The following is a 20,760-nucleotide window of genomic DNA, read 5'->3' on the forward strand; positions in this document are numbered from 1 at the left end:
GAGCGACCGCACCTGTCCTTAAAATACAAAACGCCCGACGCGGTGCATCGGGCGTTGGGGTGAAAAAGGTGTAAACCTATTTCAGGACTAGACACGGTAAGATTTGTGTTGTCCGGAAGATTTTACCCCCTCACCCCAGCCCTCCCGAAACGTCGGACCGCCCCCAAGGGGGCGAGGGGAAAGGGAGCCGATTTGTGTCGATTACGAGATCTACATTCACCTTCGAAATTTCAGGTCGGCGTAACTCGAATATTCACCTCGGTCAGTCCCCTCTCCCTCCGGGAGAGGGCTAGGGTGAGGGTGCTTTTGATTTTGATCGCTTTTGACGTCAGGCAGCTTGCGAATAGAAATCGAGCACGCTGACGCCTGTCAGCAAATCCGTCTCAGGCAAATCCGCATGCTGATGCCCGCCCAGCGCGCAATACACCAGCCAATGACGATCCTGAACATTGAAGGCGAGGCTGCCGACAAGGCTTTGCTGTTCGTCATAGGGGGTGATGAGGTACAGACGATCCTGGTTTTCAGCGTGAAGCATGTGGCGTTCCATGTCGGTTTCGAGGCGCGCATGGTGGCCGATAGAAATGACGAAGCCGTGACACACGACAGCCATCGGTCGATTGAAGGGTTATTTGTCGTAAAGGAGAGGCGCCGGGGGCAGGTTTCGGTAGAATCCCGCCGCGGTCGTCGGTCTGCCACGCTGATTAAGTTTGAGGTCTGTGATGTCGCTGCATTTGATGACGCTGTTTACCAACCATCCTGCCAAATTGATCAATCTGCTGGCGCTGCTCTTGGCGTTTCCGGGCAGTTGGCTGCTGCACGCAACCCGCCGCCGCGAACAACGCGCAACGGCCAGCATCGCCGCCCAGCGCCAGGCTCAGCCGAACGCCGAACCGATCCTCGATTGGGCGACATTGCGCATGAACCGTTTTTTCTATCGCTTCGGTTTTGCGTGCCTGGGCCTGGCCCTGGTCATTTCCTGGATCAGCACCCGATTCTGAATTGAATGCAAAACCCTGTGGCGAGGGGATTTATCCCCGTCGGCCTGCGCAGCAGGCCCCTGCTTTTTTCAGCTGGAAACTGGGGGGGCGCTGCGACGTTTCGCTAAATCCCCTCGCCACAAAGGCGCCAGTTTGCCTGCTTACAGCGCCAACCCAGCCTTGACCCGATACTGATTACGCACCGGTGTCGCATATTGCAGCACCATGTACGGACGATGCTCTTCAGGGCAATCATCCAGCCGTGACTGCCATTCTTCCTGCGCCTTCGCCAACTCATCCGCCGGGAACACCTCGGCAGCTTTCGGCACATTCAGCGCTGGATCAGCATCGGCCCACTGCGCATAGGCCAGGTAATGCACCGGGAACAACCGGTAGCCGCCGAGAATCTGCTTGTCCATCTCGACCGCCAATTGCTTGGTGTCTTCGAACCGCTCGGTGATTGGCGCAGCGAAGTTCACATGCACCCGGCCCTTGTAGCCAGTGATTCCTTTGGCGATGCTCACGTCATCCTCGCCCGGTACTTTGCTGTAAGTGCCGGTGGTGGCGCGGATGTACAACTCGCGGGCCTTGGCCTGGTCGCACGGATCGTATTCGTAGCTGATCGACACCGGGGTGACGTTCAACGACTGAATCACTTCGCCGAACGGCTCGTCCTTGCGGCTCATGTGGAACATCTTGAGGATCGCCGACTCGGTGCGGTCATCGCCATCCTTCGCCCGGCCTTCGGCCTGAGCAATCCAGATCGAGGCGCAATCGTTGCGGATCGAGTGGTTGATGTACGCCGACAACAGTTGATACGCGGCCATTTTCTCGCGACGGCCGGTGATCGAGCGATGCACGATGAAGCTCTTGTTCAGACGCATCAGGTCGCTGACAAACGGCTTCTGCAGCAGGTTGTCACCGATCGCGATACGCGGCGTCGGCAGGCCCGCGTGGTATACGGCATAGTTGACGAAGGCCGGGTCCATCACGATGTCGCGGTGGTTGGCGATGAACAGATAAGCGCTGCCGGACTTGAATTGCTCGACACCGGTGTAGGTCACGCCGTCGGTGGCACGCTCGATGGTATGGTCGACGTAAGCCTCGACTTTGTCCTGCAAAGTTGCCACCGATGTCACGTCGGCAAACTCACGACGCAGCCGATGGGCTATAAGTGGTTTGAGCATCCAGCCGAACGGACCGGCAAAACGCGGGAAGCGGAAGTGGGTGAGGATATCTAGAAACGCCTTGTCGCCGAGCAGTCTTGCCAGTACCACAGGTACTTCGCTGTCGTCGTAAGGTCGGTTGGAAACGGCTAGGGTAAGTAAAGGTTTTGATCGAAAACCAACGGGGCACGGTCTGAAAAAACAGTCAGACAAAAATAGCCCTGCAAATAGACCGGCGATTATACGCACAAGTCACTTGGGAGACCGCGATGCTGGAAGGCGCACTGTATGAATGTCCGTATTGTGGTGAAGAGGTCGAGACGACAGTTGATCTGTCGGGGGGCGATCAGACTTATATCGAGGACTGTCAGGTGTGTTGTAAGCCGATCAAGTTTGTATTGCAGGTTCACGAAGATGAGTGGCATCTGGAAGTCTTCAGCGAAAACGAGTGAGGGGCGCTCATGCAGCGAATCTACGAGCCGGAAAACCTGATGGAAGGCGAGATGCTCAAGGGCATGCTTGCCAGCGAAGGTATCGAGGCGCACCTGATGGGCCAGGATTTGCTCGGCGGCACCGGTGATTTGCCGATTTTCGGGGTGCTCGGGCTGTCGGTGGATAACGATCAGGCCGAATACGCCCTTGAGCTGATCACCGCGTACAATGCCGCGCTGCCGCTGCCCGGCGACGAACCGGAGAGCTTCCCTGGTACGCTGGTCTGTTAGGCTGACGTTTGTTTTATTTTTGAGTCGTGTTGCCCCATGTGTGGACGTTATGCCCTGTTTCGCTGGAACCGTGATTTCGCGGCCCTGCCAGGTTTTCCTGCCGATCAACTGGCGCAGTGGAACATTTCCCCCAACGATTCGGTGTTGATGCTGCGTGCCGGTGAAAACGGCGAGCGCACGTTGGCCCGCGCCCGCTGGGGACTGACGCCGCCGTGGCTGACGGATTTGTCGCGCACCCCGGCGCATGCCCGGTCCGAAACCGTGGCCGAACAACCGATGTTTCGCGAGGCGCTGCGCTTGCGTCGCTGCCTGCTGCCGGCCAATGGTTTTTACGAATGGCGCGGGACTCAGCGCAAGCGCCCGTACTGGCTGACGCCGGGGGAGGGGGCTTCGCTGTTTTTCGCGGCGATCTGGGAGGCTTATCCGGTGCAGGAGCAGGTCTGGTTGAGCACGGCGGTGATTACTCAACCGGCATCCAGTCAGCGTCGGCCGTTGATTCTGGATGAGGCGGGGCAGGCGGCGTGGCTTGATCCACAGACGCCGCTGCACACCTTGCAAGCGTTGCTCGCCAGCGAGCCTGCCGCGTTGCGCGAGCGGGTGTTGGCGAATATGGTCAATGATCCGAAGCTCAATGGGCCGGAGTGTTTGACCCCGGGTTAGGCCGTTTGGATCAAGAACCCCTCACCCTAACCCTCTCCCGGAGGGAGAGGGAACTGATCGGGGGATTTGCAGAACTCCGCCGACTTGAAAGAGCTTTACCGAATCCATAATCGACTCGTTATTACAGGTCGATGTATGGCGCAAGACAACTCGGTCGGCCCCCTCTCCCTCGGGGAGAGGGCTGGGGTGAGGGGCTTTTCGCTTTTCAAACCTTGAACTGATTGATCAACCGCCGCTGCTGCTCCGCCAACTTGGTCAGATCGGCACTCGCCGAACTCGACTCATCTGCGCCGCCCGCCACTTCATTGGCCACTTGCCCGATGTTGATTACGTTGCGGTTGATGTCATCCGCCACCGCGCTCTGTTCCTCGGCCGCACTGGCGATCTGCGTGTTCATGTCGTTGATGACCGACACCGCACGAGTAATCGTCTCCAGCGCCTCGGCGGCTTTCGCCGCGTGTTGCACGCTTTCGTCGGTGCGGTTCTGGCTGTCCTCCATGACCCGTACCACATCGCGGGTGCCCTGTTGCAGTTGCTGGATCATGGTCTGGATTTCTTCGGTGGCTTTCTGGGTTTTTTGCGCCAGATTACGCACCTCGTCCGCCACCACCGCAAAGCCGCGCCCCTGCTCACCGGCGCGCGCCGCTTCAATGGCTGCGTTCAGCGCCAGCAGATTGGTCTGCTCGGCAATCCCGCGAATCGCCGTGAGGATCGCGTTGATGTTCTCGCTGTCCTTGGCCAGGGTTTGCACCACGTCGACAGCCTTGCCGATTTCCACCGCCAGCACGCCAATCGAATTCGAGGTGTCTCGCACGATTTGCATGCCCTGGCTGGCCGCCTTATCGGCATGGCTGGCGGCTTGCGCAGCCTGGGTCGCGTTGCGTGCAACGTCCTGCGCGGTGGCGGTCATTTCGTGCACCGCCGTGGCGACTTGATCGATTTCGGCCATTTGTTTCTGGATACCGATGTTGGTGCGAATGGCGATGTCGGCGGTGTGTTCCGAGGAATCGCTGACGCTCTGCACCGACGTCACCACTTGGGTGATCATCGCCTGCAACTTGCTCAGGAACGTATTGAAGCCCTTGGCAATCGAGCCGAGTTCATCACTGCGATCACTGCTCAAGCGGCGGGTCAGATCACCTTCACCCTGAGCAATGTCATCGAGCATCGCAACCATCTGCTTCAGCGGCCGTGCGATGCCGTGACCGACCAGCCAGATCACCAGCAGGCCGATGCCAGCGATGATCAAGCCGACCATGGCCATACCGAATGTGTCGGATTTGCGCTGGGCGTCGAGGTCGGCCTGAAGTTTCTGCAAGTCAGCCATCACGGCGTTGAGCGGCAGTTGTAGCATCAGCGTCCAGCGTGCGTCGGTCTGACCGATGCCGAAGGGCAGGTACAACTCGATGCGGCCCTTGTCCTTATTCACGGAGTAGGTGACTTCCCCGCGCTTGAGGTTGGCCATGTTGGCCGTCTGTTCGGCGTCGAGGATGTCGCTGACTTTTTCGCCGAATTTGCTCGTGTCCTTGGTGTAGGCGACGATCCGTCCGTTTCCGCCGACCAGGGCCATTTCGCCGGCACCGCTGTACAGCTTCTGGTTGGCAGCGAGGAGCATTTCCTGGATGAAATTCACCGACAGGTCGGCGCCGACGATGCCCTGGAACGCGCCGTTGAGCATGATCGGTTCAATAAAGGAGGCCAGCATGACGATCTTGTCGCCGACCTTGTAAGGCGCCGGATCAATCACGCAGGATTTTTTGCTTTCTTTCGAGCACAGGTAGTACTCACTGGCGCGTACGCCGGTAGACAGAGTTTTCTGGTCATCGACGTCGATCAGTTTGTCGAGGCCGAGGGTGCCGTCGTCATTGCGGAACCACCACGGCAGGAAGCGCCCGTTGGCTGCATCGATACCGACGACGCTGGTGCCGACGTAGGCCGCGTCATTGTGGTCCAGTGCGTTTTTTTCCCAGCCGATGTAGGTGCCGAGAATCTTCGGGTTCTTTTCGACGTTCTCTTTGATCAGGCTGATCAATTGTTCACGGCTGACGGTCAGGCGCGGCTGGCCATCGGCAGCCGGCGTGCCGAGCAGGGCGTTGACCCGCACCAGTCCACCGGCAATCAGCAGCGGCGCTTCGAGTTCGCGCTGGATCTGGCTGACCTGGGTCTGCGCCAGCGAGGTCAGGCGTTGTTCGATGACTTGCTCGAACTGCGCTTGGGTGCGCTGCTGCACCATGTCCTGGGTGCGGGCGCCGGAAAACAGCGCGTACAACACCAGTGCGGCAACTACACTGAGCACGATGGCGCCGGCCAGGGCGGCAACGGAAAACTGGATCGACTTGAACTTCATGGGAGCTCCGCACGCAAGAGGACGTCTGCGCTGTTGTATCGGCCGGGCGAATTGAGCCATGAGTGCGTCGCAAGGAGATGTCGCAAATGGATCGGTGCGCGACGCTGTTGCTGCGGGGCCTGGCGATGAGTGTGAAGTTTTTCCTACAGCATCAACGGGCGTGTTCTGAAAGTTTATGCAACACGTCCGTTGTATCTGGCGCCGATACAATTACCCGCCTACGATACGCGACAGGTTTCCAGGGAGCTTTTGAATGAACAAGACATTGGTTGTAAGTGCACTGAGTGCAGCGCTGTTGCTGGCCGGTTGTCAGTCGGTCAACACCACCAGCGGCGGCGCTGTGGGTGTGGAGCGCAAGCAATACATGTTCAGCATGCTGTCCTCGCAAGAGGTCGACCAGATGTATGCCCAGTCCTATCAGAAGACCGTGGGCGAGGCGTCGACCAAGGGTGTGCTGGACAAGACCAGCAGCGACGCCAAACGGGTTCAGGCGATTGCCAGCCGTTTGATCGCCCAGGCGCCGACTTTTCGTCCGGATTCGGCGCAGTGGAAGTGGGAAGTCAATCTGATCAAGAGCGATGAACTCAACGCCAACTGCGGCCCCGGCGGCAAGATCTTTTTCTACACCGGACTGATCGACAGCCTGAAACTCACCGACGATGAGATCGCCGCAATCATGGGCCATGAAATCGCCCACGCTCTGCGCGAGCACGGTCGTGAGGCTATGTCCAAGGCCTATGGCATTGAAATGGCCAAGCAGGGCGCGGGCGCACTGCTCGGTCTCGGTCAGGACAGCCTGGCGCTGGCCGACACCGTGGCCAACTACGGCATGACGTTGCCCAACAGTCGTGCCAACGAAAACGAAGCCGACCTGATTGGTTTGGAACTGGCCGCTCGCGCCGGGTACAACCCGAACGCCGCGATCACCCTGTGGAACAAGATGAGCAAGGCGTCGGAAGGCTCGCCGCCAGAATTCATGAGCACGCACCCTGCGTCGGCCAGTCGGATTGCTTCGTTGCAAGCGGCGATTCCGAAAGTGATGCCACTGTACGAAAAAGCCCCGAAGTCCTGAAACTCTCGCAGATTCTGTGATTGACGGGATTTCATTGTGGCGAGGGGATTTATCCCCGTTGGGCTGCGAAGCAGCCCTGAAACCATCCAGTGCGGTGTGTCAGGAATAGTTGGGTGGCAGGATTTGGGGCTGCTTCGCAGCCCAACGGGGATAAATCCCCTCGCCACACAGGTTAGTGTTTCTTCAGCAGATTGATTTAAACCCAACCACTGCTCTGCATCGCCTTGTACACAGCAACGATCGCCAGAATCAGGAATGCCGAGGCCGCCAGGCGTCGGATCAGCGTCAGCGGCAGTTTCTCCGCCGCAAAATTACCCGCCAAAACCACCGGCACGTTGGCAATCAGCATGCCCAACGTGGTGCCGATAATCACCAGCCACAGTTCCGGATATTGCGCGGCGAGCATCACCGTAGCGACCTGGGTTTTGTCGCCCATTTCGGCGAGGAAGAACGCAATCAGCGTGGTCAGGAACGGCCCGAACTTGCGTGCGGTGCTGGCTTCATCGTCATCCATTTTGTCCGGGACCAGCGTCCACAATGCAGTAGCCGCGAAGCTCACGGCGAGGATCCAGTGCAACGTCGCATTCGAGAAGAAGCTGCCAAACCAGGCGCCTACCACACCGGCTGCTGCGTGGTTGGCCAGGGTCGCGGCGACAATACCGGCAATGATCGGCCAGGGTTTGCGAAAGCGTGCGGCGAGAATCAGCGCGAGCAGTTGCGTCTTGTCGCCGATTTCGGCCAAGGCAACGATTGCGGTGGGAACGAGTAACGAGTCCAGCATCAGGATTTTCCTAAGGGGCGGGTCGACACGGCTATGACACGTACAGCCTTCCCGCCCCGGGTAAGGTGTGCGTGTCATAGGTCTTGTCAAACCCTGCGATCCGTCTGGTGCGGACGCTGGGGTCGCATACGCCATGATCTGAGGATCAAGTATGTTGACGTATGCCGGACGAGCTTGGCGCTCGTGGGAGACTACTCCCCTAGGACGGAGCGGATTCTGCCTTCGCAAATCCGATAGAGCAAGAACAAATTTTCAGCCGCGCTTGGCCCGGTAAATCCGGAAACCGTTACCCTCGGCCTTGATCGCACAGACCCCAAGATGCTCTTCGATCAGCGGTTGATACTTCAGGAAGCTATTGGCAACCAAGCGAAGTTCGCCACCGTTTTTCAGATGTTTGGCTGCTTTTCGCAGCAAGTTCTCGGTCGCGAAATAGTCGGTGTGGACGCCGACATGGAACGGCGGATTGCTTAGAATCGCGCTCAAACCCATCGGTGCAGCATCGATACCGTCACCGGTCAGCACTTCAGCCTCCAGCCCGTTGGCTGCAAGGGTCAGACGGCTGCTGGCGGCGGCAAAAGCGTCGACGTCGAGCAAGGTGACCTGGTTATGCGGGTAGCGACGTTTTACCGCAGCCCCCAACACCCCCGCGCCACAGCCGAAGTCGAGCAGGTGGCCGCTCGGCAGTTTGTCCAGATGCTCCAGCAACAGCGCGCTGCCGCGATCCAGTCGACCGTGGCTGAACACGCCTGGCAGGCTGATGACTTTCAGCGGGCCTTCGGCCAGCGGCAATTCATAGGTTTGCGCAAGGCTTTCCAGCGATTGCGCTTCAGGGGCATTGGCTACCGTGACTTGCCAGAGTTGGCAGTGCCGCGCGCTGTCGAGCTTGCGCGGCTTGCCGAACGGGTTGAGTTGTTTGGAAGCGCCCTCGATGCCGCTGCGTTTTTCCCCGACCAGAAACACTTCCCGCCCGGCCAGGCGCGCGGCCACGGCGTTGAGGATGTAATCGGTCAAGTCCTTGGACTTGGGCAGGAACACCACGGCGCTGTCGAACTCGCGCTCTGGAATGTTCACGCCGAAATGGCTGCGCCCTTCGAAGCGCGCCTCCAGGGCGTTTTGATCACCGGCATGCCAGCACCAGCCAAACGCGTTGGGCAGGCGCCCGAGCAAATCGTCGGCAGGCAAACCGGCCAACAACAGCGAACCCTGGAATAATTCGGGCTGACGAAGCAGTACTTCACTGCGCGGATCCATAACTGCTCCTCAAAAAAAGTGCCGCAGTCTATCAACTGACGACCCGCAGCGCCTTACCGCTGAAGAATGCCTCGGCGTTTTCGGTCAATTGACCGACGATGCGCTGCCGGGCTTCGCGGCTGCCCCACGCATTGTGCGGGGTGACGATCAGGCGCGGAATGTCGGCGGCCAGCAGCGGATTACCCTGGGTAGGCGGCTCGACACTCAGAACGTCAGTGGCGGCGCCACCCAGATGACCGGCGCGCAAGGCATCGGCCAGGGCCTGTTCATCTATCAGCCCGCCGCGGGCGGTGTTGACCACGAACGCGCCGGGCTTCATCGAAGCCAGTTCGCGGGTACCAATGAAGTGGCGAGTGTGTTCGTTGAGCGGGCAGTGCAAGGTCAGGGCGTCGATCTGCGGGAGCAGTTCATCCAGCGGCAAACGATCCGCTCGGGCAGGGCGCCCCGGAATCTGCCCGAGCAACACGCGCATGCCGAAGGCTTCGGCCAGTTTTGCGACGGCGCTGCCGAGCTCACCATGACCGAGCAAGCCGAGGGTTTTGCCTTGCAGTTCGACAATCGGGTAGTCGAGCAGGCAGAACTGTTTCGCCTGCTGCCAGCGACCTTCACCGACGGCTTTTTGATAATCGGCCAGGCGTGTGGCGAGGTTGAGTAGCAGCATGATCGTGTGTTGCGCCACCGATGGTGTGCCGTAACCCTGACAGTTGCACACGGTAATGCCATGGGCGCGCGCGGCCGCCAGATCGACGTTGTTGGTGCCGGTGGCGGTGATCAGGATCAGTTTCAGGTCAGGGTTGGCGGCCATGGCGGCGGCGTCGATGAGGATCTTGTTGCTGATCGCCACAGTGGCGCCTTGCAGGCGTTCGGCAACCTGTTCAGGCAAGGTCTGAGCGAACAATTGCAAGTCGCTGAAGCAATCACGCAACGGGCTGAGGTCGAGATCGCCAAGATCCAGCGACGGGTGATCAAGGAATACGGCGCGGCGCGGGTTCGTCATCAACTGTACCTTTTGTGCCTTGAACGGAAGGCGTAATCTGCCGAGCCTACCAGATGAAACAATTGGTTACTCGATGTCTGCGTTGCTCAAAAATCCTGTGGGAGCGAGCTTGCTCGCGAAGAGGGTGTGTCAGGTAAATAGTGGTCGTCTGACACACCGCATTCGCGAGCAAGCTCGCTCCCACAGGGGTTAAGCATCGGCGTCTTGAGTCCGGTTTGACTGATCAATTCCAGAGGAGCCCCCATGTACTGGACCGAGTTCTTGACCGTTGCACTGATCCACCTGCTGGCCGTCGCCAGCCCCGGCCCGGACTTTGCCGTGGTCGTGCGCGAAAGTGTCACCCACGGCCGCCGCGCAGGCACCTGGACGGCGCTCGGTGTCGGCACGGCGATTTTCCTGCATGTGGGCTATTCGCTGTTGGGCATCGGCTTGATCGTGTCGCAGTCGATTGTGCTGTTCAACGCGCTGAAATGGGCGGCTGCGGCTTACCTGCTGTACATCGGCTTCAAGGCCTTGCGTGCGCAACCGGCAAAACCCGTCAGCGATGATCTGCACAAGGAAGCGGGGGAGCGCACTGCCCGAGGCGCATTCACTTCAGGCTTCGTGACCAACGGCCTGAACCCGAAAGCCACACTGTTCTTTCTGTCGTTGTTCACCGTGGTGATCAACCCGCACACGCCGCTGGCGGTGCAGGCCGGTTACGGGGTTTACCTCGCCGTCGCGACAGCTTTCTGGTTCTGCCTGGTGGCCATGCTGTTCAGCCAGCAACGCGTGCGCGCCGCTTTCGCCCGCATGGGCCACTGGTTCGACCGCACCATGGGCGCTGTGCTGATCGCCATCGGCGTGAAACTCGCGTTCACCGAGATGCACTAATTGATGAGAAACCGGCAAGTGCTGGCGCAAAGCTAGCATTTGTACGGTTCTGCAAATCATTCCTTTGACTGATTTGGCTGGCGTATAAGGGTTTTAGAGTACAAATCTCTACGCCAACACCGAGCGGTCAGAAAAGGGATTCTTATGTTGCAGACTCGCGTCATTCCCCCAGCCGATGGGGCCTACCAGTATCCATTGCTGATCAAACGGCTGCTGATGTCCGGTGCCCGTTACGAGAAAACCCGCGAGATCATCTACCGTGACCAGTTGCGCTACAGCTACCCGACGCTGATAGAGCGCGTGGCGCGGCTGGCCAATGTGCTGACGGCTGCCGGTGTGAAGGCGGGTGACACCGTGGCGGTGATGGACTGGGACAGCCATCGTTACCTGGAGTGCATGTTTGCCGTTCCGATGATCGGCGCGGTGATCCACACCATCAACGTGCGTCTGTCACCGGAACAGATCCTCTACACCATGAACCACGCTGAGGACCGCTTTGTGCTGGTCAACAGCGAGTTCGTCGGGCTGTACCAGGCGATCGCGCCGCACCTGACCACGGTAGAGAAAACCCTGCTGCTGACCGATCTGCCGGAGAAAACCGCCGAGCTGCCGAATCTGGTGGGCGAATACGAGCAACTGCTGGCCGCAGCCAGCCCGAAATATGACTTTGCGGATTTCGACGAAAACTCGGTCGCCACCACGTTCTACACCACCGGCACCACCGGCAACCCGAAAGGCGTGTACTTCACCCATCGGCAACTGGTGCTGCACACCATGGGCGTGTCGACGATCATGGGCTCCATCGACAGCGTGCGCCTGCTCGGCACCAACGATGTGTACATGCCGATCACGCCGATGTTCCACGTACATGCCTGGGGCCTGCCTTACGTGGCGACCATGCTTGGGCTTAAACAGGTTTATCCGGGGCGTTACGATCCGGAGTTTCTGGTGGAGCTGTGGCGCAAGGAGAAAGTCACGTTCTCCCATTGCGTGCCGACCATCCTGCAAATGCTGCTCAACGCCAAAGGTGCCCAAGACACCGATTTCGGCGGCTGGAAAATCGTCATTGGCGGCAGCGCACTCAATCGCACCCTGTACGAAACCGCCAAGGCTCGCGGCATTCAACTCACCGCCGCCTATGGCATGTCCGAAACCGGGCCATTGGTTTCGTGCGCGCACCTCAACGACGAACTGATGGCCGGCACTGAGGACGAGCGCACCACTTATCGGATCAAGGCAGGTGTGCCAGGGCCGCTGGTGGAAGCCGCAATCGTCGATGCCGAAGGCAACTTCCTCCCGGCCGACGGCGAAACCCAGGGTGAGCTGGTGCTGCGTGCGCCATGGCTTACCGAAGGTTATTTCAAAGAGCCGCAGAAGGGCGCCGAACTGTGGGCCGGCGGCTGGCTGCACACCGGTGACGTGGCGACGCTCGACAGCATGGGCGTGATCGATATCCGCGACCGGATCAAGGACGTGATCAAGACGGGTGGCGAATGGATTTCCTCGCTGGACCTCGAAGACCTGATCAGCCGTCACGTCGCGGTACGCGAAGTAGCAGTGGTGGGCATCGCCGATCCGCAGTGGGGCGAGCGTCCGTTTGCCCTGCTGGTGATCCGCGAAGGGCATGAAATCGGGGCACGCGAGCTCAAGGAACACCTCAAGCCATTCGTCGAGTTGGGGCATTTGAGCAAGTGGGCGATTCCGAGCCAGATTGCCCTTGTTACGGAAATTCCCAAGACCAGCGTCGGCAAGCTCGACAAGAAGCGCATCCGCCTCGACATCACAGAATGGCAGGCCAATAACAGCACCTTCCTCTCGACACTTTAGTGTCTGCTGGCGCGCCGAAAACGGCGCGCCAGACCCACCAAGCAAGCGCTCGGCTTGTGAAATCGAAAATTTCAGCCATCCTTGCCGTGCCGACATGTGTCGGACTGGCGAAAGGACTGTTCCAGAGTGGTCGGCAGGTGCAAATCACACTTTAGAGGGATCAAGCTCTACAACCTGCTGGCTATAGTCCACTCAAGGATTTTTAAGAACGTGGCACACGCACAAAACGGGGCGATGCATCTTTGGAGTGACGTCGGACAGCCTTTGGCCTCCGGTCCTTCAGGCGTTTTTAAAAGTACTCACTGCCATAACAATAATGCACATGGAGTAGCGTCGATGACCTCAGTAAACCAGTTCTGGCGCCGGGCGAAACTGCCTCTGGCGGTCAGTCTTGCTTCTTCGCTCGCCGGGCCTGCATTCGGCGTCAGTTTCAACGTTGGTGAAATCGAAGGTCAGTTCGATTCATCCCTGTCGATCGGCGCCAGTTGGTCTACCCAGAGCCCGAACAAGAATCTCATCGGCGTCAACAACGGCGGCCACGGTCTGTCGCAGACTTCTGACGATGGCCACGCCAACTTCAAGAGCGGCGAAACCTTCTCGAAGATCTTCAAGGGCATCCATGACCTTGAATTGAAGTACGGCGACACCGGCGTGTTCGTCCGTGGCAAATACTGGTACGACTTCGAACTCAAGGACGAAAGCCGTCAGTTCAAGGACATCAGCGATTCGGGCCGCAAAGAGGGCGCCAAATCCTCCGGTGCGCAGATCCTCGACGCCTTCGTCTACCACAACTACTCCATCGCCGATCAGCCAGGCTCCGTGCGTCTGGGCAAGCAGGTGGTGAGCTGGGGTGAAAGCACCTTCATCGGTGGCGGCATCAACTCGATCAACCCTATCGACGTGTCTGCATTCCGTCGTCCGGGCGCCGAGATCAAGGAAGGCCTGATTCCGGTCAACATGTTCTACGTGTCCCAGAGCCTGACCGAAAACCTCTCGGCTGAAGCGTTCTATCAGCTGGAATGGGACCAGACCGTCGTCGACAACTGCGGCACCTTCTTCTCCCAACCGGACATTATTGCCGACGGCTGCGAAAACAACCTGCGCGTGCTGAACAAGCGCTCGACCATTCCTGCGATTGCCTTGGGGCCATTGGCCGCCAACGGCGTCGACGTCAACGGTGAAGGCGTACTGGTCCGTCGTGGCCCGGATCGCGATGCTCGCGACAGCGGCCAGTGGGGCGCGTCTCTGAAATACATGTTCGAACCGCTCGATACCGAGTTCGGCGCCTACTTCATGAATTATCACAGCCGTGCGCCGATCTTCAGCGCAACCGGTGCACCGCAGTCGGTCTACAACACTGCGCGCGCGTTGCCAGGGCCGTTCGCTGCCCTTGCACCGTTGCTGGTGGCGGGCAATTCGCAATACTTCGTCGAATACCCGGAAGACATCCGCCTGTACGGCCTGAGCTTCTCCACGACCCTGCCTACCGGTACGGCGTGGAGTGGTGAAATCAGCTACCGACCTAATGCTCCGGTGCAACTGAACTCCACCGACATCCTGTTCGCCGGTGTACGTCCGCTGGGCGGCGCACTGACCAACGCCTCGCTGCTCACTGGCGTTCCTGGCCAGGACCTGCATGGCTATGAGCGCAAGGAAATCACCCAGCTGCAGACGACCTTCACGCACTTCTTCGATCAGGTCATGGGCGCCAGCCGTCTGACACTCGTTGGTGAAGTCGGCGCGACCTACGTCGGCGGGCTGGAAAGCCGCTCCGACAAGCGTTATGGCCGTGATCCGGTTTATGGCCCGGGTGAGTTGCCGGCCACTGGCGCTATCAATACATGCGCCAACATTCTCAACGCCAGCACCATCAATGGTGCAGGGCCTGGTTCGCCGCAGAACAACCGCAGCCGCAATTGCGACAACGACGGCTTCACCACATCGATGTCGTGGGGCTATCGCGGTCGGGCCATCTGGGAATACAACGACGTCTTCGCCGGTGTGAACCTCAAGCCGAACGTGGCCTGGTCCCATGACGTCAGCGGCTACTCGCCTGGCCCTGGCGGCAACTTCGAGGAAGGTCGCAAAGCGGTCAGTCTGGGCGTCGATGCCGAGTACCAGAACACCTACACCGCGAGCCTGGCCTACACCAACTTCTTCGACGGCAAGTACACCACCGTGGATGACCGCGACTTCGTTGCGCTCAGCTTCGGCGTGAACTTCTAAGCACTGCATTTCAGGACGAACGAATTTATGAAAATAACAAAGAGTCTGTTCCACGCCGGTGTTCTGGGCCTGTCGCTGCTGGCGACCGGTGTCATGGCCGCCGTGCCTGCTGCCGAAGCCGACAAGCTGGGCAAGAGCCTGACCCCAATGGGCGCCGAGATGGCCGGTAACGCCGACGGTTCGATCCCGGCCTGGAAGCCGCTGGCGAAGAATGCCGGCACGGTCGACGCACGTGGTTTCCTGTCCAACCCTTATGCCAGTGAGCAACCGCTGTTCACCATCACTGCCAAGGATGCCGACAAGTACAAGGACAAACTTGCGCCGGGCCAGTACGCGATGTTCAAGCGCTACCCGGAAACCTTCAAGATGCCGGTCTACCCATCGCATCGCGGTGCTACCGTGCCGGATGAGGTGTTCGCCTCCATCAAGAAAAACGCCACCACTACCACGCTGGTCTCGGGTGGCAACGGTCTGGAAAACTTCGAGACGGCTGTGCCGTTCCCGATTCCAAAAACCGGCGTCGAAGTCATCTGGAACCACATCACCCGCTATCGTGGCGGCAGCGTGACCCGTCTGGTAACCCAGGCCACGCCACAGCCAAACGGTTCGTACAGCCTGGTGTACTTCCAGGATCAGTTCGTGTTCCGCGACAAGATGAAGGATTACGATCCGAAAAATCCGGGCAACATCCTGTTCTACTTCAAGCAGAAAGTAACCGCGCCGGCACGTCTGGCCGGTGGTGTGCTGCTGGTTCACGAAACCCTCGACCAAGTGAAGGAGCCACGTTCGGCGTGGGTCTACAACGCCGGTCAGCGTCGTGTGCGCCGCGCGCCACAAGTGTCCTATGACGGCCCGGGTACTGCGGCGGATGGCCTGCGTACCTCCGACAATCTCGACATGTTCAACGGTGCGCCGGATCGCTACGACTGGAAACTCGAAGGCAAGAAAGAGATGTATATCGCCTCCGACAGTTACAAGCTTGATGATCCGAAACTGAAATACGCCGACATCATCAAGGCCGGCCACATCAACCAGGATCTGGCGCGTTACGAGCTGCGCCGCGTTTGGCATGTGGTTGCAACCCTGAAAGAAGGTCAGCGCCACATCTACGCCAAGCGTGACTTCTACATCGACGAAGACACTTGGCAGGCAGCGGTCATCGACCATTACGACGGTCGTGGTCAGCTGTGGCGTGTGGCCGAGGCGCATGCCGAGAACTACTACGACAAGCAAGTGCCGTGGTATGCCCTGGAAACCCTCTACGACCTGCAATCCGGCCGCTACCTGGCGCTGGGCATGAAGAACGAAGAGAAGAGTGCGTATGACTTCGGCTTCACCGCCACCACCAGCGACTTCACCCCGGCTGCTCTGCGTCAGGAAGGTGTTCGCTAAACCGTTGTAAATCCGAGGCCGCATCCTCGTGAAAACGCCCCGACTGGTTCGGGGCGTTTTTTTTGTCTGTAGCCTTTTTGTAGCCATTTGTAGCAGCTACCTTCATAACCGGTTCGTTTAAGGCTAGTCTGCGGACATCTGCAACGCCGCCAACAGCAATTCGAACAAGAGCCGGCCATGACTGATCTGTCCCCACTTCCGGGTCCCGCAACCGTAGCCGTCCCGACACTGGATGGGCGTTTTTTTCGCCCGCCGCTGCCTGACGGATACGTGTTGCGACCACGCCTTTGCGAGCGCCTGAAAGCAGGACTTGGCGGGCGGCTGTTGCTGGTCAGCGCCCCCGCAGGCTTCGGCAAGAGTTCGCTGGCCGTGGAGTTTTGCCAGAGTCTGCCGGTGCATTGGCAAAGTCTCTGGCTGGGTCTGAGCCCACGGGACAGCGACCCCGGCCGCTTTCTCGAGCGCTTGCTAGAAGGCCTACAGGACTACTTTCCACAACTGGGCAGCCGCGCGCTCGGTCTGCTGAAGATGCGTCAACGTCACCAGCCTTTTGCCTTTGAAGAATGGCTCGACGGTCTGCTCGACGAACTGGCGCAGCACCTTGATCCGGCGACACCGTTGTTGCTGGTGCTCGATGATTACCATCTCGCTCAAGGCCCGGTGCTCGACCGTTGCCTGCAGTTTTTCCTCAATCACTTGCCCGAGGGTTTGCTGGTGATGGTCACCAGTCGCCAGCGCCCTGACTGGCATCTGGCGCGCTTGCGACTGTCGCGGCAATTGCTGGAACTGCACGAGCAGGATTTGCGCCTGACCCACGACGAAGCCCTGACATTGCTCGATCGCCACAGCACTTCACTGCGCGGCGAAGCGTTGGAAAACCTCATCCAGCGCAGCGAAGGCTGGGTTGCCGGGCTGCGTTTCTGGCTGCTGGCAGCATCCGAAGCCGGCAGCGAAGCGGCATTGCCGCAAGCGCTGAACGGCGGGGAAGGTCTGATCCGCGACTATCTGCTCGAAGAAGTCATCGATTGCCTGCCCATCGAAGTGCAATCATTTCTCTACGACACCGCACCGCAGGAGCGCTTTTGCAGCGAACTGTGCGATGCCGTGCGCGACGCCCATGACAGTGCCGAGATCCTGCGTTTCCTGCAGGCGCATCAGGTGTTTCTGGTGCCGCTGGATGAGCATGGTCACTGGTATCGCTATCACCATTTATTCTCGGACTTGTTGCGCAGTCGCCCGGTTGCGCAGGCGATGGTGCCCACCGCGACGCTGCATCTACGCGCCTGTCGCTGGTTCAACGCTCAGGGTTTGCTCGACGAAGCGGTGGAGCAGGCATTACGTGCCGGTCACCTCGACGTCGCGGCGAATCTGGTGCAGAACCTGTCGGAGGAGCAACTGCTGGCCGAGCAGAATGTCGGCATGCTGTTGCGCTGGAAAATGGACTTGCCCGAAAGCTTGCTGATCAGCTCGCCGCGCTTGATCGTGCTGTACAGCTGGGCATTGGGGCTGGCTTGTCAGCTCGACGCCGCCGAGGAGTTGTCCAGTCATCTGAGCCGCTTCCTGCCGGCGCCGTCCGGCACGGCGCAAAAGTCGATGCTGGCGCAATGGCTGGCGTTGAGCGGGATCATCGCGCGCGGACGCGGTCATCGCGAATTGACGCTCAAGTACTGCAGCGAAGCGCTCGAAAGCCTGCCGGCCAAGCGCTACGGCCAGCGGCTGATGTGTCTGTCGACGTTATCCAACCTGGCAATCGCCGACGGTGATCTGTGGCGCGCTCGTGGATTGAATCGTGAATCCCTCGAGTTGGCGCAACGCGTCGGCAATCCGCTATTCGAAGCACTCGCGCATTACGATCGCGCCCGTGTTTTGCAGTCTCGCGGTGAAATTCTGCGCTCGCTCGATGAAGTGCATCAGGGCCTGGAACGGCTGCGCGGACTTTCCCCGCAGCGCCTGTACGCCGTGCGCGCGCGATTGACGTTGTACGAAGGCTTTCTGCTGGCCATGCGCTTGCAGCCGCAGGCTGCGCGGGCACGTTTATTGGCCGGGCTCAGTGAGGCGCGAGCCTGTCGCGACATCAGTGTGTTGATCGGTCACTGCGTGATCGCGCGCCTTGATGGCGTCAGCGGCGAGTTCGCCAAAGCCTTTGCCGAACTCGCCGAAGCCGAACGGCTGATGCACATCTGGGACGTGCCGCCGATCTACTACCTGGCGATGATCACCCTGGTCAAATGTGAATTGTGGCTGGCGCAGGGGCGCACCGATCTTGCCGAAGCCTGGCTCACGCGCTTGGGCCAGACCTACACGGGCGAACGTGCGGCGGCGCCGCCGGAATTTCATCCACAACTGCCATTGCATGTCGAACTGCAACAGGCACTGCTCGATGTGATTCAAGGGCAACCGATGCTCGCCGAAGGGCGCTTGAACGTATTGCACGAAAACGGCCAGCAAACCGGGCGCCAGTTGCTCAGTGTGATGGCGTTGACGCAGAAGGTTGCGTTGCTGTTGGCCGGTGGGCGCGAAGCGGAGGCGCGCAAGGTGCTGAATCAAGCGCTGGAGGCAGCGGCCGGGGGCGTGCTGCAACCGTTCGATTCTTTGGTCAAAGGGCACGAGGACTGGTTGCGCGGACAATTGCTGGCCTCGCCAACGTTGGCAGGACAGCAACTGCTGCAACACTTTCCGCCAGCGGCGCCCCGTCCGGCAGTGGAATCGAGCACTACCGAGCAACTCAGCAGCCGCGAACTGGCGGTACTGCGCCTGATCGCCCAAGGCTGTTCGAACCAGGAAATCAGCGACCAGTTATTCATCTCACTGCACACCGTGAAAACCCACGCCAGCCATATCAACAGCAAGCTTGGGGTTGAACGGCGCACGCAGGCTGTGGCGCGGGCCAAGGAGTTGGGGCTGTTGGCCTGAGGGATAAAAAAAACAAAAAAAACACCCTGCCTTGGCGGGGTGTTTTCATTTGCGTATTTCGATTCGCAGCAAGAGCGAAAAGGTCAGACCAATACGTCGTTCGCGCTGAGAGAGTTGATACCCACCATTTGCACCTCGAAGTACCCCCCCATGATTTCGCTCAAGTTGCCCGACAGGACCTGATCCGCAAAGCGCAGTTGTCCGGTTCCGGTGAATTCATTTGAGCCAATGAACGTCAGGTGTTGGTAGCCAAGCGCCATCGGATCAATATCGAAACTGGAGAAATCGATCTTGTCCCCTTCCAACGCGTTGAAGTCGTTAACGACGTTATGCGAACGGCCTGTGCCTGTTTCGAGTCCCATCACGATCATATTGGTGAAGGCAAAGGTGTCGGCCCCGGTACCACCGACCAACGTGGTATTTCCCGATCCGCCATATAGAGTGTCGTTACCTTCTGCACCGTACAGCGTGTCGGTACCGTTATTACCCATGAGTATGTTGTTGCCGGAGTTGCCGGTCAGGACGTTATCGAGATTGTTGCCTGTCAGGCGCAAGTCTGCGTTGCCAAGCATAGTACCGTCTTCGACGTTTTCCGCGAGGAAGTAGTCGACAGTAGTCCGAATAAGGTCGTGACCGCCATTGAGGGGAGATTCAAACACCAAGTCATTGACGTTATCCACGATGAAGATATCGTCGCCGCCCTCACCAATCATGCGGTCAGCACCGAGCCCGCCCGAGAGAATATTGTTGCCTTCGTTGCCGCGCAATACGTTATCAAGTGCGTTACCAGTGAGATTCAGGTTGGCGTTGCCAATCATCTGGCCATCATCGACGTTATCCGCCAGTGTGTAGTCGATACTGGTGTTGACGGTATCAATCCCTTCGTCGGCGAGTTCAATGACAACATCATTGATATTGTCCACGTTGTAGGAGTCGTTGCCAGCGCCGCCAATCATGGTGTCGGCACCTAGTCCGCCGTCGATATAGTTGATGCCGGAATTACCCCTGATCACGTTGTTCAACGCATTGCCGGTCAACGCCGAGTGGTCATTGCCAACCATCGTCAGGTCCTCGATGTTGGCCGACAGGGTGTAGCTGAAACTGGTTTTGATCAGGTCATGACCTTCACCGATCTGTTCGATCACCACATCCTGGTAGTTATCCACGATGTAAGTGTCATCACCAGCGCCACCGATCATGGTGTCGGCGCCGGCGCCGCCATCGAGGGTGTTGGCTGCGGCGTTGCCGGTCATGCGGTTGTTTCGCTCGTTGCCGGTACCGTTGATGGAATTGCTGATCAGGATCAGGTTTTCGACGTTTGCGCCAAGGGTGTAATCAATGGAGGAAAACACACGGTCAAGAGCGGTCAGCGAGGCGTCGGCTTCGATCACCACGTCGCCGACGTTATCGACGTAGTAAGTGTCAACGCCGTCGCCGCCGATCATGGTGTCGGCGCCGAGACTGCCATCGAGGGTGTTTGCTGCAGCATTGCCAGTCAGCGTGTTGTTCAGCGCGTTACCGGTACCGTTGACGGCATTGCCGGTCAGCACCAGATTTTC

Annotated in this window: 17 protein-coding genes, 1 pseudogene and 1 riboswitch; of the genes and pseudogenes, 10 read left to right on the forward strand and 8 right to left on the reverse strand. The window is 59.2% G+C overall.

Annotated elements, in window-relative coordinates; translation table 11 throughout:
• Positions 1 to 328 precede the first annotated feature (328 nt).
• A complete protein-coding gene (locus ACIQVE_RS24225; protein ID WP_008083982.1) occupies positions 329 to 535 on the reverse strand; it encodes a hypothetical protein in 207 nt (68 codons plus the stop codon).
• Positions 536 to 719: 184 nt separating this feature from the next.
• Here ACIQVE_RS24225 and ACIQVE_RS24230 point away from each other — a divergent pair, with 184 nt between their 5' ends.
• Entirely contained in the window at positions 720 to 998 is a 279-nt protein-coding gene (locus ACIQVE_RS24230; protein WP_402813184.1) for a hypothetical protein, read from the forward strand.
• 140 nt (positions 999 to 1,138) lie between these two features.
• On the opposite strand, the gene ACIQVE_RS24235 is transcribed toward ACIQVE_RS24230, so the two are convergent.
• Positions 1,139 to 2,254 (reverse strand): 1-acyl-sn-glycerol-3-phosphate acyltransferase, encoded by a 1,116-nt coding sequence (locus ACIQVE_RS24235; RefSeq protein ID WP_402813186.1) that lies wholly within the window; start codon positions 2,252 to 2,254, stop codon positions 1,139 to 1,141.
• Between the two features lie 158 nt (positions 2,255 to 2,412).
• On the opposite strand from ACIQVE_RS24235, the gene ACIQVE_RS24240 reads away from it, so the two are divergent.
• The 3 genes from ACIQVE_RS24240 to ACIQVE_RS24250 are packed head-to-tail and all read left to right on the forward strand — an operon-like array spanning position 2,413 to position 3,525.
• The gene (locus ACIQVE_RS24240; RefSeq protein WP_402813189.1) at positions 2,413 to 2,595 is read left to right on the forward strand and encodes a CPXCG motif-containing cysteine-rich protein; all 183 of its coding nucleotides are present in this window, start codon (positions 2,413 to 2,415) and stop codon (positions 2,593 to 2,595) included.
• Between the two features lie 9 nt (positions 2,596 to 2,604).
• Positions 2,605 to 2,865, forward strand: a complete 261-nt coding sequence (locus tag ACIQVE_RS24245) for a putative signal transducing protein (protein WP_402813192.1) — start codon at positions 2,605 to 2,607, stop codon at positions 2,863 to 2,865.
• Between the two features lie 36 nt (positions 2,866 to 2,901).
• The gene (locus ACIQVE_RS24250; protein ID WP_402813195.1) at positions 2,902 to 3,525 is read left to right on the forward strand and encodes an SOS response-associated peptidase; all 624 of its coding nucleotides are present in this window, start codon (positions 2,902 to 2,904) and stop codon (positions 3,523 to 3,525) included.
• Positions 3,526 to 3,730: 205 nt separating this feature from the next.
• On the opposite strand, the gene ACIQVE_RS24255 is transcribed toward ACIQVE_RS24250, so the two are convergent.
• Together ACIQVE_RS24255 and ACIQVE_RS24260 are read right to left on the reverse strand one after the other, a co-directional pair.
• Entirely contained in the window at positions 3,731 to 4,573 is an 843-nt protein-coding gene (locus ACIQVE_RS24255) for a methyl-accepting chemotaxis protein (RefSeq protein WP_402813255.1), read from the reverse strand.
• A 12-nt stretch (positions 4,574 to 4,585) separates the two neighbouring features.
• Positions 4,586 to 5,932 (reverse strand): annotated as a pseudogene (locus ACIQVE_RS24260) (HAMP domain-containing protein); the annotation flags it as partial.
• Between the two features lie 193 nt (positions 5,933 to 6,125).
• Here ACIQVE_RS24260 and ACIQVE_RS24265 point away from each other — a divergent pair.
• Positions 6,126 to 6,944, forward strand: a complete 819-nt coding sequence (locus tag ACIQVE_RS24265) for a M48 family metallopeptidase (protein WP_402813198.1) — start codon at positions 6,126 to 6,128, stop codon at positions 6,942 to 6,944.
• 196 nt (positions 6,945 to 7,140) lie between these two features.
• Here ACIQVE_RS24265 and ACIQVE_RS24270 read toward each other — a convergent pair whose 3' ends face one another.
• The 3 genes from ACIQVE_RS24270 to ACIQVE_RS24280 form a co-directional block, all read right to left on the reverse strand.
• On the reverse strand, positions 7,141 to 7,725 hold the full coding sequence (locus ACIQVE_RS24270; RefSeq protein ID WP_402813201.1) for a TMEM165/GDT1 family protein: 585 nt from the start codon (positions 7,723 to 7,725) through the stop codon (positions 7,141 to 7,143).
• A 75-nt stretch (positions 7,726 to 7,800) separates the two neighbouring features.
• Positions 7,801 to 7,937: riboswitch (yybP-ykoY riboswitch) on the reverse strand.
• Positions 7,938 to 7,977: 40 nt separating this feature from the next.
• Positions 7,978 to 8,976 carry a methyltransferase gene (locus tag ACIQVE_RS24275; protein WP_402813204.1) on the reverse strand — a complete coding sequence of 333 codons (999 nt, stop codon included), beginning with the start codon at positions 8,974 to 8,976 and terminating at the stop codon, positions 7,978 to 7,980.
• Positions 8,977 to 9,007: 31 nt separating this feature from the next.
• Positions 9,008 to 9,973, reverse strand: a complete 966-nt coding sequence (locus tag ACIQVE_RS24280) for a 2-hydroxyacid dehydrogenase (protein ID WP_402813206.1) — start codon at positions 9,971 to 9,973, stop codon at positions 9,008 to 9,010.
• A gap of 243 nt (positions 9,974 to 10,216) precedes the next feature.
• Here ACIQVE_RS24280 and ACIQVE_RS24285 point away from each other — a divergent pair, with 243 nt between their 5' ends.
• From ACIQVE_RS24285 to ACIQVE_RS24305, 5 genes are all read left to right on the forward strand, one after another.
• Entirely contained in the window at positions 10,217 to 10,846 is a 630-nt protein-coding gene (locus tag ACIQVE_RS24285) for a LysE family translocator (RefSeq protein ID WP_402813209.1), read from the forward strand.
• Positions 10,847 to 10,990: 144 nt separating this feature from the next.
• Entirely contained in the window at positions 10,991 to 12,673 is a 1,683-nt protein-coding gene (locus tag ACIQVE_RS24290; protein WP_402813211.1) for a fatty acid--CoA ligase, read from the forward strand.
• Positions 12,674 to 13,009: 336 nt separating this feature from the next.
• Positions 13,010 to 14,899 (forward strand): DUF1302 domain-containing protein, encoded by a 1,890-nt coding sequence (locus ACIQVE_RS24295; protein WP_402813214.1) that lies wholly within the window; start codon positions 13,010 to 13,012, stop codon positions 14,897 to 14,899.
• Between the two features lie 27 nt (positions 14,900 to 14,926).
• A complete protein-coding gene (locus ACIQVE_RS24300; protein ID WP_402813217.1) occupies positions 14,927 to 16,291 on the forward strand; it encodes a DUF1329 domain-containing protein in 1,365 nt (454 codons plus the stop codon).
• 177 nt (positions 16,292 to 16,468) lie between these two features.
• A complete protein-coding gene (locus tag ACIQVE_RS24305) occupies positions 16,469 to 19,201 on the forward strand; it encodes a LuxR C-terminal-related transcriptional regulator (protein ID WP_402813220.1) in 2,733 nt (910 codons plus the stop codon).
• An 83-nt stretch (positions 19,202 to 19,284) separates the two neighbouring features.
• Here ACIQVE_RS24305 and ACIQVE_RS24310 read toward each other — a convergent pair.
• On the reverse strand, positions 19,285 to 20,760 hold a 1,476-nt coding region (locus tag ACIQVE_RS24310; protein ID WP_402813223.1), incomplete at its 5' end, for a calcium-binding protein.

Source organism: Pseudomonas sp. NPDC098747 (assembly GCF_044760045.1).
Classification (GTDB): Bacteria; Pseudomonadota; Gammaproteobacteria; order Pseudomonadales; family Pseudomonadaceae; genus Aquipseudomonas.

Excerpts from the sequence above, each read along its gene's own strand:
- ACIQVE_RS24225 (WP_008083982.1), bottom strand. The coding sequence starts at position 535 with ATGCTTCACGCTGAAAACCAGGATCGTCTGTACCTCATCACCCCCTAT.
- ACIQVE_RS24230 (WP_402813184.1), top strand. The coding sequence starts at position 720 with ATGTCGCTGCATTTGATGACGCTGTTTACCAACCATCCTGCCAAATTG.
- ACIQVE_RS24240 (WP_402813189.1), top strand. The coding sequence starts at position 2,413 with ATGCTGGAAGGCGCACTGTATGAATGTCCGTATTGTGGTGAAGAGGTC.
- ACIQVE_RS24245 (WP_402813192.1), top strand. The coding sequence starts at position 2,605 with ATGCAGCGAATCTACGAGCCGGAAAACCTGATGGAAGGCGAGATGCTC.
- ACIQVE_RS24250 (WP_402813195.1), top strand. The coding sequence starts at position 2,902 with ATGTGTGGACGTTATGCCCTGTTTCGCTGGAACCGTGATTTCGCGGCC.
- ACIQVE_RS24255 (WP_402813255.1), bottom strand. The coding sequence starts at position 4,573 with ATGATCACCCAAGTGGTGACGTCGGTGCAGAGCGTCAGCGATTCCTCG.
- ACIQVE_RS24265 (WP_402813198.1), top strand. The coding sequence starts at position 6,126 with ATGAACAAGACATTGGTTGTAAGTGCACTGAGTGCAGCGCTGTTGCTG.
- ACIQVE_RS24270 (WP_402813201.1), bottom strand. The coding sequence starts at position 7,725 with ATGCTGGACTCGTTACTCGTTCCCACCGCAATCGTTGCCTTGGCCGAA.
- ACIQVE_RS24275 (WP_402813204.1), bottom strand. The coding sequence starts at position 8,976 with ATGGATCCGCGCAGTGAAGTACTGCTTCGTCAGCCCGAATTATTCCAG.
- ACIQVE_RS24280 (WP_402813206.1), bottom strand. The coding sequence starts at position 9,973 with ATGACGAACCCGCGCCGCGCCGTATTCCTTGATCACCCGTCGCTGGAT.
- ACIQVE_RS24285 (WP_402813209.1), top strand. The coding sequence starts at position 10,217 with ATGTACTGGACCGAGTTCTTGACCGTTGCACTGATCCACCTGCTGGCC.
- ACIQVE_RS24290 (WP_402813211.1), top strand. The coding sequence starts at position 10,991 with ATGTTGCAGACTCGCGTCATTCCCCCAGCCGATGGGGCCTACCAGTAT.
- ACIQVE_RS24295 (WP_402813214.1), top strand. The coding sequence starts at position 13,010 with ATGACCTCAGTAAACCAGTTCTGGCGCCGGGCGAAACTGCCTCTGGCG.
- ACIQVE_RS24300 (WP_402813217.1), top strand. The coding sequence starts at position 14,927 with ATGAAAATAACAAAGAGTCTGTTCCACGCCGGTGTTCTGGGCCTGTCG.
- ACIQVE_RS24305 (WP_402813220.1), top strand. The coding sequence starts at position 16,469 with ATGACTGATCTGTCCCCACTTCCGGGTCCCGCAACCGTAGCCGTCCCG.